The organism is Roseivirga sp. UBA838 (assembly GCF_002296035.1).
Lineage (GTDB): Bacteria > Bacteroidota > Bacteroidia > Cytophagales > Cyclobacteriaceae > Roseivirga > Roseivirga thermotolerans.
The window spans coordinates 3,791-16,723 of the sequence record NZ_DBHC01000027.1 but is presented as its reverse complement, the minus strand read 5'-3'; the positions used below and the strand labels follow the sequence as shown (position 1 = coordinate 16,723).

Sequence of the window (12,933 nt, the reverse complement as noted above, 5' to 3'; positions counted from 1 at the left end):
TCCTATCCATCCAAGAATCAGGCAATGAAAACCCAATAGGTCATTGAACCAGAAGGCTGGCATAACTAGTGAGACTATGTAGAGAAGAAATGAAATTTCGCTGAGCGTATATTTACCTATGGCTTTCATTAATTGCCCAGTAGTGGAAGGTGTTTAATTTTATGGTAGTTAAGGGCCATTTGTATACAGTGCTTTAGCGCTTTATAGGGAAAAGGGCCAGTTAAAGGTAAAACAATGGATCGGTTACCTTCAAATTGAAGGGCCTGATCATACAGGGTCCTGAAAGTGGGAACCAAACGAGAGGTGCACTTAAAGTATACGGCCACTTTATCGGCTGCTTTTGGTTTCCAGTCCATTCTAACTGTACTGCCTTTTGCGGTAAGGTAGCTGGGTTCTCCCCACTTTAGGGTTTCTTCCAATTGGCTTAGACCTTCAATTTCTGTGGCGGCTTCTATTAAAAGACTCCGTAGATTAGACATTCTGAGCCGCACTTCATCAGGATAAGCAGAGAAAACATTTAATACACGCGGGTCTGTTACAATAATCATACAACTACTTTTTGGTTGGGGGCGTAGGCCACTTCGTGCAACTTTATCATTTCAGTCAATGCTTTATTGTAGATTCTGTCCAGCCTGTTTTTGATATCGACCAACTGAAATCTAAACAGTTGTATTTTTTCAAAGTTGAGTGTGTTTTGGGAGATAAAGGCCAACTGTTCTTTAAGCAGAAAGCTTTTAAGTTTGGTTTCTGAAACATGACTCAAACGAGGAATCTCTACATGATCAGCCTTTAGTAGCAGTTCTTCAACCTGTAAATAAATTTTACGCAAGTCATGAGCTATCATGGCAATTTCACCATCGGTAATGCGCTTCTTGCTAATGATGTGTTGTATTTGCTCCTCCAATTGGTTTTGACAGTCTAGTAGCGTTGAGTAGGTAAGATTTAGTGAGCGAATGAACCTGTAGATGCCCAGCAGCTCATCGGTAGATAAATGATTTTCGTTGTAATAGGCTAGTGCCTTTGTGAGCACTTTAGTGTCTTCTTGCTTGTACCATTCATGGTCTTTCTCCATAACTTTGACCAACTCAGTATATTCTTTCTTTAGAGCTTCTTTATCCTTTTTAGAGTCATTGGAGGCTTTTAAAGACCATTTCTGATCGACTGTTTCCATAGATTGCACCACCTCAATTATACGATTTTGGTTTTTGGCAATAGCCGCCATCTTCTGTTCAAATTCCTTCCCCCAAAGCTCAACCTCCTCGAGCCCTTTTGAGCCGTTAACAATGGTTTCCAATTCCTGCTCTTCGGGAATATGAATGTTTCGAGAATTATAAAAGCCCAAATAATGCTCAGGAAACTCCCCCTCAGAAAGTTCTTGTTCAATAAACTTCTGAACCTCACTGGCAGGACTAATCTCCTGTGGCTTCTCTCCAAAATATAGGGCATAGAAATTTGAGGTAACTTTTTCAGCCAGTTCATCTTTGTTACCAAACAGAATCCATGGGCTTCGGTCGTCACTGGTACCCTTCACATAGTTCTTCTTGGCATTTCTTTCTCTCAGAAAGTTAGAGGGGTGACTGGCATACATTTGGGGCGCCTCCTTGTCTTTATCTCCTTCAAAAAGCCAATATTCTGATGTATCCGAGTTTTTCAGTCGGTATTCAAGAAGTGTCTCCCGAAAGGCAGGGTGCTTCTTTTTAAAAAAGGAAAAACATTCGGACTGATGATGAAAGATGTTGTTGGTAAAAAGATGCTCATCGCGGGCATCAACCAGCTTAGAAATGACCACATTCATCACTTCAGACGCAGAACCCAACCGATACAAGCCATTGATTATTTGGTTGCTACCAGTTACACTTACGGCCACCAGGTCGGCATTAAATTCCATTTGCCGCAAAAGCGAGGCGTGTAGAGCGTTCAACCCCTTGTATAATAGACTCATGAGGAAACGAACCAGCCAAATAATGGGCATGAGCAACCACGCAAAAATGGAAAAACGAACGTCTAAAGATTGCCACTTTTCTAATGTTTCGTCCCATTTGTCTCGTTCATACACCATGTCATGAATGATTTTATTGGCCATATATACATAGCTTCCCAGCTTCATGCTGCTTTGTGCAAAATGGCCAAACTCATGGGCAATTACCGCTTTGAACTCGCTGAGATTGATACTGTTTACCAGTCCAAGGCCAATCAAAAGGTTTTTGCGGCCGGGAAAAAATAGACTAAAAACAGTGCTGTTGTAGAACACCGAGGCATTGATTTCATGGTTCACAAATATCTTTTTAGGAAAAGGCGCACCAACTTCATCGCTCAATTGCCGGATAAACTGAAAGAGTTTTGGATGGTCTCTTTCCTTTATTTCCACATGGTCAGTACCACTTCCAGAGTTTTTCTTGAAGATAAACTTGAGAAGAAATAAAAATAGCATGACTGCCATACCTGCCATACCAAACTTGAGTAGCAAGTGCCAATGGTTAAATTTTTTGGGTAGAGGAAAAGTAATGATCTCGTAAATGAGATTGACTGAGCCCACTATCATGGCCAAGTAAACCAGAATAAAGACCAGAATAGCGATGAGGTTGATGAAAATCTGTAAACGATATTGACCGGATAATTTGGTGAGATCATCTTTGAAAGCTTTAGGGCTTTCAGGATAAAACGATTGTGACATGCTTAAAAAAATATAGCATAAAGTATGGAGTTATTGGCAGAATTGAAAGCGATGACAAAGGCAATTGTTCTATGTGGTGTGCCAATGAAAAGGTACTGTCCAACCTCTAATTCTACGGATAGCCTCTCTTTAACGTAGTGAATGCAGCATCAAAAAAGTCAAAAAAAGCTCATTCTTAATTTGTTTGTACACAGACGGGCTGATTCTAAAATTCCTCACTATTGAATATCAAAGACTTAAAAAACCCTGAACCTGTCTTGGTTACAGACAGGTTCAGGGTGAGTTTTAATTGACACTTGAGGCAATCTCCGTTTGGTGTGATGAAGCCGGCCTATACCTGGGTCACTTTCCACTTACCTTTCTTAAAAAGAATAATAGAAACCACTGCAATCAGCATTTCTGAAATAGTTATGGCTCCAAAAACGCCAATAGGGCCCCAGTCTAAATAAAGAGCCGCCAGGTAAGCCAGGGGTATCTGAAACAGCCAGAAACAAAAGAAATTAATTATGGTTGGAGTTTGGGTGTCGCCAGCGCCATTAAAAGCCTGAGTAACCACCATGCCATAAGCATAAAACACATAGCCTGCTGTGATTACCTGTAAGCTCAATGCACCGTAAGTGATTACATCGTCCACATCGCTAAACCAACTGATAATTTGTTGGGCCATAAGCAAATACACCAACGATATGAGCACCATAAAAATGGCATTGTACTTACTTGTTTTCCATACCGAGGCTTCTGCACGTTCCGGTTGTTTGGCTCCAAGGTTTTGTCCAACCAAAGTTGCTGCTGCGTTACTCATTCCCCACGAAGGCATAAGGGTAAACATCATTACACGAATGGAAATGGTATAACCGGCCAGCACATCACTACCAAACTCAGACATTATGCGCATTAGAAACACCCAGCTGGAAGTACCAATGAGAAACTGGCCTATACCTCCCAACGATATTTTAATGAGATTGAGCATTACCTTTGCTTTCCACACAAAGTCTCTGATACTCAGTTTTATTCTGCTCCATCCAAAGAAAAGAATGGTAAACTGAGCGATCACTGCCACACCTCGACCAATGGTGGTGGCTATGGCTGCTCCTTCCACACCATAGGCCGGTATGGGACCCAGGCCAAAAATGAAGATGGGATCCAGAATAATATTGAGACCATTGGAAATCACTAAAGCCCACATAGCCACAGAAGCATCTCCGGCACCACGAAAAATGGCATTGATTAGGAAGAGTAGCATAATGGTAATGTTACCACCTATCAATATGCGGGTATAGCCGTAGCCTTCTTCTATAAGAGAAGCCTCACCACCCATAAGCCCCAAAATTTCTTTGGGGTAAATAATGCCTATGGCACCAATAACAATGGAAATGATAGTGCCGAGAATGATGGCCTGTACGGCCGCTTCAGCAGCGCCTTTTTTGTCTTTCTCGCCAGTTCTTCTGGCCACTACCGCTGTTGCCGACATACTTAGACCAATGGCCAGAGCATACAGCAGCGTAATTACCGATTCGGTTAAACCCACAGTAGCTACGGCATTTACAGATACTCTTGAAACGAAAGCTATATCGACCAGGGCAAACGTAGACTCCATGAGCATTTCGAGGATCATGGGTACTGAAAGCATGAAAATGGCTTTTCTAATGCTACCGGTGGTGAAGTCTTCTTCATTGCCGCGTATGGCAGCAATTAGGTATTGAAAATACCTCTTGAATTTATTTTGAGGAATAGATGTCATTGTTGAGAATTATGAAAAGTAAAAAGTAAAAAAGAGTAGGCGACCGGGAGATTACCCCAGGTTCAGAACCAGTGCACGGACGGCAAGTATGGTAGATGTAATTCTCATAAAATCATGATGCTTGCAAAGCAAAACTAATTTTCCAAAAAGTCCTAAAGAAAATTAGGTTTTGAGTAATATTTCTTTCAGGTGTTGCATTCCGGAAGACGCTTTGTCTTCAATATAACTTACTTCTCTGCCCAAATAGGAGGGTGGTCGTTTAGGGTCTACCAAATAAATCGGGCAATGAGCCGGAGTGTATTGCACCAAACCAGCTGCAGGATAAACCTGCAAAGAGGTGCCAATCACAAGAAAAACATCGGCATTTACAGTTTCTTCAATAGCCGGTTCCATCATGGGAACTGCTTCACCAAACCACACAATATTTGGTCTGAGCTGACTGCCTTTTTCGCAAAGGTCGCCAATGTTTAGCTGCCAGTCGTCTAGCGTGTATACAAGGCGCTCGTCAATGCTGCTGCGCGATTCAAACAATTGACCATGCAGGTGGATGACATGGGTTGAGCCGGCTTTTTCATGCAGGTTGTCTACATTTTGAGTAATTACTGTGACTTCAAAATGCTGTTCTAATTCGGCCAATATTTTATGGGCTGCATTGGGCTGTGCATTGAGGGCTTGCTTTCTACGTTCGTTGTAAAACTTGAGCACCAACTCCGGGTTTCGTTGCCATGCCTCGGGAGTAGCCACTTCAGTTACATCGTGCCCTTCCCAAAGGCCATCAGAATCGCGGAAGGTCTTAAGGCCGCTTTCCGCACTTATTCCGGCTCCTGTCAATGCTACCAGTTTCTTCATACTGCAAGAGTTAGCCAATGCCCAGCTCCACTTTGTTTTTCTCCAAAACGTTAATAATAAATTGGATATGGTCGTCTAGTTCTACTCCTAAAAGCTTAACACCTGTTTCTATTTCGTCTCTTTCTACTTTAGCTGCAAAGCTCTTTTGCTTGAGTTTTTTCTTAACCGATTTGGGAGTCAGCCCGTCAATTCCTTGTGGTCTTACCTGGCAGCAGGCTATAATAAATCCGGTGAGTTCATCGCAGGCCAATAGTGCTTTATCAAGCAAGGTCTCATAGCTCACACCCCATTTGGTATAGTGGGCAGCTATGGCATGGGCCATTGTGTCTTCGCCTTTCTCTCTTAACAGGGCCACAATTTTATGAGGGTGTTCTTCAGGAAATGCCTCGTAGTCAGCATCATGGAGCATGCCCGTTATTGCCCATTGCTCCGCATCCTCGCCAAAATGCTCTCCATAAGCTTCCATAACCAGCTCTACACTTCGGGCATGCCGCAGTAGGCTTTCAGTCTTAGTCCAGTTTTCGAGTATAGTTCTTGCTTCTTTTCTGTTCATTTGAGGTGTTTTTCGAAAAAGGCTACGATGGTTTCTTTGAGTTCTTCGTTCAGTGGTAGATCCGGGTTTGTATAAGATGCCATGTTTTTATTCTTATCAGCCGGAGCATTCTTAAGAATGTGGTTCATACCATCAATTACTTTGAGTTCTGCCCTTTCATTGGCAATCTGCAAGCGTTGGGCATCATCTACAGTCACTTGTAAGTCGGTGCTGCCCGCCACCACCAATATGGGGATTTCGAGTTTTTCCATTTCAACCAATGGGTCGTACTTCATCCATGAAATCATGAAGGGCTGTACGCTCGGTCTGAAAACACTGAGCAAATAGGGCGGTATATTTTCAACGGTTTTGCCTTGCTCCAATTGGGCAAAAATGCTTTTGGCTTCTTCTACAATGTTCGATGGGTTGAAGGGGTTGGACTTGATTTGGAGCATAATGGTTTCATCGATAGTAAGGGATGGCCCGGCCAATGAGGCAAAAGCTTTAACACCAGGCTCTTGAGAAATTCGCATACCAATTAGCGAACCCTGCGAATGCCCAATTACTCCAATATTCATAAAGCGTTTGTCTTTTGACAGGTAGTGAAGCCAAGCGCGGGCATCGTCTACAAAATCTTCAAAAATAAGTTCGCTTTCAGAAGTAGGAGTATGGTTGCTTAGACCAAGGCCTCGTTTGTCGAATCGTAAGGAGGCAATGCCATTGGCCGCAAGGGTTTCGGCCAACAACTTGAGGGAGTTGTTTTTGCCTTCTAAGGCTGCCGAGTTGCCATCTTTATCGGTTGGTCCTGAACCCTGAATGATAAGTACTACCGGTAGTTTCTTTTTAGAGCCTTCAGGAAACATAATGGCTCCGCCCAGTTCATGGCCTTCATTTTGGATATGAACCATCTCTTCCTCGAATCGTTGTGCGTGGTTGAGGAATGGGCTAAGGATTAAGATCAGAAAGATTGAAAATGGTATCAGTCTGCTCATAGTCGATCAGTTAGAAAGCTAATGATTTCAATGGAGACTTAAAACAATAAGTAGGCCAATGGGGCCAATGTTACTTCTTTCGGCCTCTGCCTTTTTTGGCAGGCGCATTGGCCGCCAGCTCCAGGCACTCTTCCAAAGTCAACTCTTCTGCTACTTTGTCTTTCGGAATTTTCACATTTTGTTTTCCAACCTTAATATAAGGTCCCCATCGCCCATTAAGTACTTGTACGTCAGGGTTTTCATCGAAGGTTTTGATGAATTTCTCGGCATCGGCTTTTCGCTTGGCTTCTATGAGTTCAATGGCTGTAGTTTCATCGATACTGAGCGGGTCATGTTCTTTACCTAGGGATACAAACTTGTTATCGTGACGGAGGTAGGGGCCAAACCGGCCAATGGCAGCCGTAATGGCTTTGCCTTCAAATTCACCTACCTGCCTAGGTAGTTTAAAAAGCTCAAGAGCGTCTTCTAAGGTAATACTCTCTATGAATTGCCCTTTTTTGAGGCTTGCAAATTTCGGTTTTTCCTCACTGTCTTCACTTGTTTCTCCAATCTGAACCAATGGCCCAAATTTACCTAAACGTGCAATTACGGGTTTGCCAGATTCCGGGTCTATGCCTAACTCTCGGCTGCTTCCAACATCGCTGCGCTTAATCTGTTCGGTTTGTTCAACCGTTTGGTGAAAACGACCATAGAAGTTCTTAATCATTTGATCCCAATTTTGAGATCCGCTGGCAATTTGGTCGAATTCCTCTTCTACATTGGCAGTAAAAGAGTAGTCAATTACATTGGGGAAGTGGTCAACCAGAAAGTCATTCACCACCATGGCAATGTTAGTAGGGAATAGTTTGGCTTTTTCTGCTCCTGTAATTTCGGTCAATGTGTTGGTGTTCAGTTGGTCATTTTTAAATACCAGCTCTTTGTAGTTGCGTTCTACACCATCGCGATTTTCTTTAAGAACATATTCTCGTTTTTGTATAGTCGAAATGGTCGGTGCGTAGGTAGAAGGACGACCAATACCCATTTCTTCCAGCTTTTTTACCAAACTGGCTTCAGTATAGCGGGCAGGAGGGCGTGTAAACCCTTGCCGGGCCTTCATAAACTCTAGCTGAAGCGACTGCCCCACAGTGAGCGGAGGCAGCATGCCTTTAGCTTCTTCGGTCTGATCATCTTCGTCTGTCGATTCGATGTAGACCTTCAGAAAGCCCTCAAATACAACTACTTCGCCCTGAGCAACGAGCTTTTCGCTATTGGTAGAAATACCAATAGTTACTGTTGTTCGCTCAAGTTGAGCTTCGGCCATTTGTGAGGCAATGGTTCGCTTCCAAATAAGCTCATAGAGCCTTTTTTCATTGTAATCTTTTCCTGCCGAATGTGCCGAGAAATCGGTTGGTCTTATGGCTTCGTGAGCCTCCTGAGCCGATTGCGATTTGGTTTTGAACTGCCTTCTTTTGGCATAAGCTTCTCCAAAAGCCGATTTAATTTCGCTGAGCGCACCCGAAACGGCTTCTTCAGAAAGGTTCACCGAGTCCGTTCTCATATATGAGATTTTACCGGCCTCGTAGAGGCGTTGGGCGAGTGTCATGGTTTGCGATACGGAAAAGCCCAGTTTTCGGCTGGCCTCTTGCTGCAGGGTAGAGGTGGTAAAAGGTGCTGCAGGAGATCGCTTTGCCGGTTTTTTATCGAGCGATTCAATAGTGTAAGAAGCTCCTTTGCAACTTTCCAGAAAAGCCCTGGCTTCTTCTTCAGAATCGAACCGTTTAGGAATTTCTGCTTTCAGTTCTTTGCCGTCTATATCAAAGATGGCCGACACTTTGAAGAAGGAGTTTACCTCAAACTGATCTATTTCTCTCTCTCGTTCTACCACCAGCCGCACGGCTACTGACTGTACCCGGCCGGCAGAAAGTCCTCGTTTAATCTTTTTCCAGAGCACGGGAGAAAGCTCATAACCTACCAGACGATCGAGAATTCTACGAGCTTGTTGTGCATTTACCAGGTCCTCATCAATGGTGCGAGGATTTTCCAGAGCCTTCTGAATAGCCGACTTGGTAATTTCCCTGAAAACGATTCGCTTGGTATGATCTTCTTTAAGCTTTAAGGCCTCTTTGAGGTGCCAGCTAATAGCTTCTCCTTCGCGGTCATCATCACTGGCCAGATAGATCATTTCGGCTTCTTTAGCCAGTTTTTTAAGGTTTTTTATGACCTCTTTCTTGTCGGCTGTAACCTCGTAGGTGGGCTTAAAACCATTTTCAATATCAATGGCTTTATCTCCTTTGGGTAGGTCGCGTACGTGGCCGTAGCTCGATACTACCTTGAAGTCTTTTCCAAGGTATCCTTCTATAGTTTTGGCTTTGGCCGGTGACTCGACAATGACAAGATTTTTCGACATATTCTGGCTAGATTTAAAATTCCGATCGCTTCAAAGATGCGTATAAAACTTTCAAAAAAACAAGCGAAATAAGTTTTCGCCCTATTTTGCATGTATCAATTCAACGGATTGTTCGTTGATGGTCACATAACTGAAGAACTATCTAAATGGTTAGAAATTTATTGCTTATTCGGCACGCAGAGGCCGAGTTTCCCGATGAAAAGAAGAGAGATTTTGATCGTAAACTTAGTGGCAACGGACAAAAGCAGGGTATAATTCTGGGAGGTTACATAAAACAGTTGCCTTTTCAACTAAATGCTATTTATCACAGTCCTGCCATTAGAACCTTACAAACCAGCCAGCATATTTGTGCCGCACTTACTGAGGTGCCCCGCTTAATGGATGCAGAAGAACTGTATGAAGCAACTGGTAATCTAATGAAGGCTTTTGTGAACAGAATGGATGATAATTTTGAACATGTAGCCATTGTGGGGCATAACCCGGGTATTTCTGATTTGTACTCCTTTCTTAGCGGTAATTATGAGCCTTATGCTCCAGCCACCTGCGCATGGCTTACTTTTGAAGCGGAAAGCTGGGCCCATGTTTCAGGCCATATGGCCATTCAGAAAGACTTTTACTATCCCGGTCAGGCTTCCTGAAAAGCCGTGGCGCTATTAATTTCAAAAATCCTTGCCTTTGAAAAGAAGGAAGGTCTTATTTTTGGCGCATGGCATCATTAGGAAGACACATTATTGTTGAATATTATAACTGTTCTCCAGAGGCACTGAACGATGTGGTTCACATAGAGCAGAGCATGGAAAATGCAGCCGAAGAGGCTGGCGCAACCATCATTAACTCCACCTTTCATCACTTTTCACCCTATGGCGTAAGTGGTGTGGTTGTAATTCAGGAGAGCCATTTGGCCATACATACCTGGCCGGAATATGGCTATGCATCGGTAGACCTCTTTACTTGCGGAGATACCGTAAATCCATGGGTTTCTTATCAAATGCTAAAAGATGCGTTTGAAGCCGGTCATGGTTCGGCTGTGGAGTTGAAGCGTGGAGAAATGGCATTGCTCAAAAGAAGAAACTTTGAAGTAAAAGCCATGCGCGATGAAAGAAGTGCAGAAGATGGGAGCCCAATAAGAACCCGTGATGTATGGTTTACCGAACGCGATGATAAAATAGCCCTTTCATTAAAGCATGATGGAAAGCTTTACGATGTTCAGTCGGATTATCAGCGAGTGGCCGTTTACAATACGCAGGCCTACGGTAACATGCTCACTCTTGATGGTATGGTTATGACCACCGAAGTGGATGAGTATGTATACCACGAAATGATTAGTCATGTGCCCTTACTCACTCATCCCGATCCAAAACGGGTATTGATTATTGGCGGAGGCGATGGTGGTACGGCCAGAGAGGTGCTCAAGCATAAACAACTGGAAGAAGTGGTAATGGTAGAGATTGACGATAAGGTGATTGAGGCCAGTAAGTTGCACTTACCCAGTATATCGCAGAGCCTCGATGATCCTAAGCTGAACCTCATTGTTGACGATGGAATTAAGTATGTGAATGAAGCGGCCGATGGCAGCTTTGATTTGGTTATTGTAGACTCTACCGACCCTGTGGGGCCGGCAGAAGGATTGTTTTCCGTGGACTTCTACAAAGAGGTTTATCGTATTTTGAGCGATGACGGCATAATGATTACTCAAAGCGAATCACCAAGGTTCAATAGCAAGGTGTTCAAAGAGATATATCAGACCTACAGGGGTATTTTTGGACAGGACAAGGTGCATTGCTATCTAGCCTATATTCCTACTTACCCAACCGGTATGTGGTCGTTCAGCTATAGCTCTAAGGGCAAGGCGCATCCGCTCAAACAAAAGAGCAAAGAAGAGGTAGAGGCTTTTGCCCAATCGGCAAAACTGAAGTACTACAATGCGGACTTACACCAGGCAGCCTTTGCTTTGCCAACCTTTGTTCGTGATATGATTGGGTAAGCCACTTGCCTATGTTAGAAACACCAATGGTCTAACCCATTTAGTTGGGTTAGATTATTTAGGTCTTAAAAGACAACCCTATGACAAATGCTGATGATTTTAACCCCAATAATGTGGGAGTGAAGGGCACCCTGTTTGGCTTGCCCTACAGTACTGAAGATGCTAAAATTGTGGTTATTCCTGTGCCATGGGATGTAACTGTTTCCTATGGAGCGGGCACATCTGATGGTCCTGAGGCCATTTTGGAGGCTTCTTCTCAATTAGATTATGAGCAGCCCGATGTAAAGGAAGCCTGGAAAATTGGAGTGGCCATGGCCGAAATACCGGAAGTATGGTATTCTTTGGGCAAAGAGCTAAGGGCCAAGTCTGAACAATATATTGAGTGGCTTGAAGAGGGGAGCGACCCGGAACAGGAAGAGTACATGCTCAAGATTCTTGCAGAGGTGAATAGAGAGTGTGCTCAACTTATGGAATATGTAGAACAGGAATGCACCTACTGGCAAGAGCAGGGTAAACTTACCGTGCTACTGGGTGGAGATCATAGTACGCCTTTGGGCCATATAAGAACATGCGCCAAAAGGCATGCTAATCTGGCCATTTTGCAAATAGATGCTCATGCCGATTTGCGCATAGCTTATGAGGGCTTTGAATACTCGCACGCAAGCATTATGTACAATGCTCTAAAGACTCCAGAAATAAAAAAACTGGTACAGGTGGGCATTAGAGATTATTGTGAGCAAGAAGCCGAAATGGTCAGAAATTCTAAAGGAAGAATTGTTTCATTTTACGACCAGCTTATAAAAGAACAGCAATACAGGGGTGAAAGCTGGGATGCTATCTGTGAAAAAATTATTGCTGAGTTACCCGATAAACTATACCTCTCTTTCGATATTGATGGCTTAGATCCTAAGTTATGTCCCAACACAGGAACGCCCGTTCCCGGTGGTTTTGAATTCGAACAAGTAATGTATCTCATTAAGAAAGCGGTACAGTCTGGTAAGAAAATAGTAGGTGCCGATCTGAATGAGGTTTCTCCCGGAGAAGATGAGTGGGATGCCAATGTTGGAGCGAGAGCCCTATACCGGGTCATCAATCTGATGGCTATGAGCCAGGGTTTAGTTAAGTACCATTAAGGTAACCTATGCCAGTTTCAATAAAACTGGCATAGGTAATTCCTATTTATTCCAATAGATTTTCAACGACCAAATAAATAAATAAGACTAGTAAGAGTATAAGGTACCTTATTTTGTATTTCTCTTTACGTTTAGTTTTAGGGGTTTTTAGAATCTTAATAAGGTCCCAAATAATGACTAAAGAGGCAATTATGAATAAAGGAATAATGAATTTCTGATACATCTCTTTTAATGTTAATGAGCCATACATTCAACGAATTCTGCTACTGCCAAAGCAGTTCCTATCCAGCCAAGCCCCAGTCTAGCAGCGGCTTTTCCTACGGCCTTAATAAGCATTTTTCGAGCTGCGTAGCTACTTAGGTATTTACCCTTTGCCCAATCAATTAGCCTATCAACACCAATTGCACGGAGAGCGCAGTCTTTGATACTTTGAGCATATGCTGTTGAATAAAAAAAGGTTGATTGATTTTGTTCTAGGTTGCTTGAGAGTTGATCGTTAAGCTCTTCAACCCTCACTAATGTTAATGCTAAACTGACTATTTCTGGGTTATCCAGTGAACCGAAAGATTCACCTAATTCTTCTTCTGAAAACCCATATGAATACAATAAGTTTAATCCTTCTTCAAGAATAGGAGAAAGCAT

11 protein-coding genes are annotated in these 12,933 nt (G+C 43.1%); 3 read left to right on the top strand and 8 right to left on the bottom strand.

Features of this window, described 5'->3' with window-relative positions; all coding sequences use genetic code 11:
- Window positions 1-128: 128 nt before the first annotated feature.
- The 7 genes from B3O12_RS09205 to topA all read right to left on the bottom strand — a co-directional run bounded on the left by B3O12_RS09205 (window position 129) and on the right by topA (window position 9,174).
- Window positions 129-548 (bottom strand): DUF1801 domain-containing protein, encoded by a 420-nt coding sequence (locus B3O12_RS09205; protein WP_189630001.1) that lies wholly within the window; start codon window positions 546-548, stop codon window positions 129-131.
- Window positions 545-2,674: a M48 family metallopeptidase gene (locus tag B3O12_RS09200; protein WP_286756077.1), complete on the bottom strand. Its 2,130-nt coding sequence runs from the start codon at window positions 2,672-2,674 to the stop codon at window positions 545-547. Before B3O12_RS09200 ends, B3O12_RS09205 begins: the two co-directional genes overlap by 4 nt.
- Before the next feature lie 331 nt (window positions 2,675-3,005).
- Window positions 3,006-4,415, bottom strand: a complete 1,410-nt coding sequence (locus tag B3O12_RS09195; RefSeq protein WP_189630003.1) for an MATE family efflux transporter — start codon at window positions 4,413-4,415, stop codon at window positions 3,006-3,008.
- Between the two features lie 162 nt (window positions 4,416-4,577).
- Complete coding sequence (locus tag B3O12_RS09190; RefSeq protein WP_286756076.1) at window positions 4,578-5,264, bottom strand: SIR2 family NAD-dependent protein deacylase; 687 nt, start codon at window positions 5,262-5,264, stop codon at window positions 4,578-4,580.
- Between the two features lie 10 nt (window positions 5,265-5,274).
- Window positions 5,275-5,817, bottom strand: coding sequence for an HD domain-containing protein (locus B3O12_RS09185; protein WP_189630005.1), 543 nt, complete (start codon window positions 5,815-5,817; stop codon window positions 5,275-5,277).
- On the bottom strand, window positions 5,814-6,788 hold the full coding sequence (locus B3O12_RS09180) for an alpha/beta hydrolase (RefSeq protein ID WP_286743406.1): 975 nt from the start codon (window positions 6,786-6,788) through the stop codon (window positions 5,814-5,816). Before B3O12_RS09180 ends, B3O12_RS09185 begins: the two co-directional genes overlap by 4 nt.
- A gap of 70 nt (window positions 6,789-6,858) precedes the next feature.
- On the bottom strand, window positions 6,859-9,174 hold the full coding sequence (topA, locus tag B3O12_RS09175; RefSeq protein WP_286756075.1) for a type I DNA topoisomerase: 2,316 nt from the start codon (window positions 9,172-9,174) through the stop codon (window positions 6,859-6,861).
- 146 nt (window positions 9,175-9,320) lie between these two features.
- On the opposite strand from topA, the gene B3O12_RS09170 reads away from it, so the two are divergent.
- From B3O12_RS09170 to B3O12_RS09160, 3 genes are all read left to right on the top strand, one after another.
- A complete protein-coding gene (locus B3O12_RS09170; protein WP_286756074.1) occupies window positions 9,321-9,812 on the top strand; it encodes a SixA phosphatase family protein in 492 nt (163 codons plus the stop codon).
- 68 nt (window positions 9,813-9,880) lie between these two features.
- Window positions 9,881-11,158, top strand: a complete 1,278-nt coding sequence (speE, locus tag B3O12_RS09165) for a polyamine aminopropyltransferase (RefSeq protein WP_189630009.1) — start codon at window positions 9,881-9,883, stop codon at window positions 11,156-11,158.
- An 80-nt stretch (window positions 11,159-11,238) separates the two neighbouring features.
- Complete coding sequence (locus B3O12_RS09160) at window positions 11,239-12,291, top strand: agmatinase family protein (RefSeq protein WP_286743412.1); 1,053 nt, start codon at window positions 11,239-11,241, stop codon at window positions 12,289-12,291.
- A gap of 234 nt (window positions 12,292-12,525) precedes the next feature.
- On the opposite strand, the gene B3O12_RS09155 is transcribed toward B3O12_RS09160, so the two are convergent.
- On the bottom strand, window positions 12,526-12,933 hold a 408-nt coding region (locus B3O12_RS09155), incomplete at its 5' end, for a hypothetical protein (protein WP_286756073.1).

Bases quoted from the DNA above. Each gene is read 5' to 3' on its own strand.
- B3O12_RS09205 (WP_189630001.1), bottom strand. From the start codon at position 548: ATGATTATTGTAACAGACCCGCGTGTATTAAATGTTTTCTCTGCTTAT.
- B3O12_RS09200 (WP_286756077.1), bottom strand. From the start codon at position 2,674: ATGTCACAATCGTTTTATCCTGAAAGCCCTAAAGCTTTCAAAGATGAT.
- B3O12_RS09195 (WP_189630003.1), bottom strand. From the start codon at position 4,415: ATGACATCTATTCCTCAAAATAAATTCAAGAGGTATTTTCAATACCTA.
- B3O12_RS09190 (WP_286756076.1), bottom strand. From the start codon at position 5,264: ATGAAGAAACTGGTAGCATTGACAGGAGCCGGAATAAGTGCGGAAAGC.
- B3O12_RS09185 (WP_189630005.1), bottom strand. From the start codon at position 5,817: ATGAACAGAAAAGAAGCAAGAACTATACTCGAAAACTGGACTAAGACT.
- B3O12_RS09180 (WP_286743406.1), bottom strand. From the start codon at position 6,788: ATGAGCAGACTGATACCATTTTCAATCTTTCTGATCTTAATCCTTAGC.
- topA (WP_286756075.1), bottom strand. From the start codon at position 9,174: ATGTCGAAAAATCTTGTCATTGTCGAGTCACCGGCCAAAGCCAAAACT.
- B3O12_RS09170 (WP_286756074.1), top strand. From the start codon at position 9,321: ATGGTTAGAAATTTATTGCTTATTCGGCACGCAGAGGCCGAGTTTCCC.
- speE (WP_189630009.1), top strand. From the start codon at position 9,881: ATGGCATCATTAGGAAGACACATTATTGTTGAATATTATAACTGTTCT.
- B3O12_RS09160 (WP_286743412.1), top strand. From the start codon at position 11,239: ATGACAAATGCTGATGATTTTAACCCCAATAATGTGGGAGTGAAGGGC.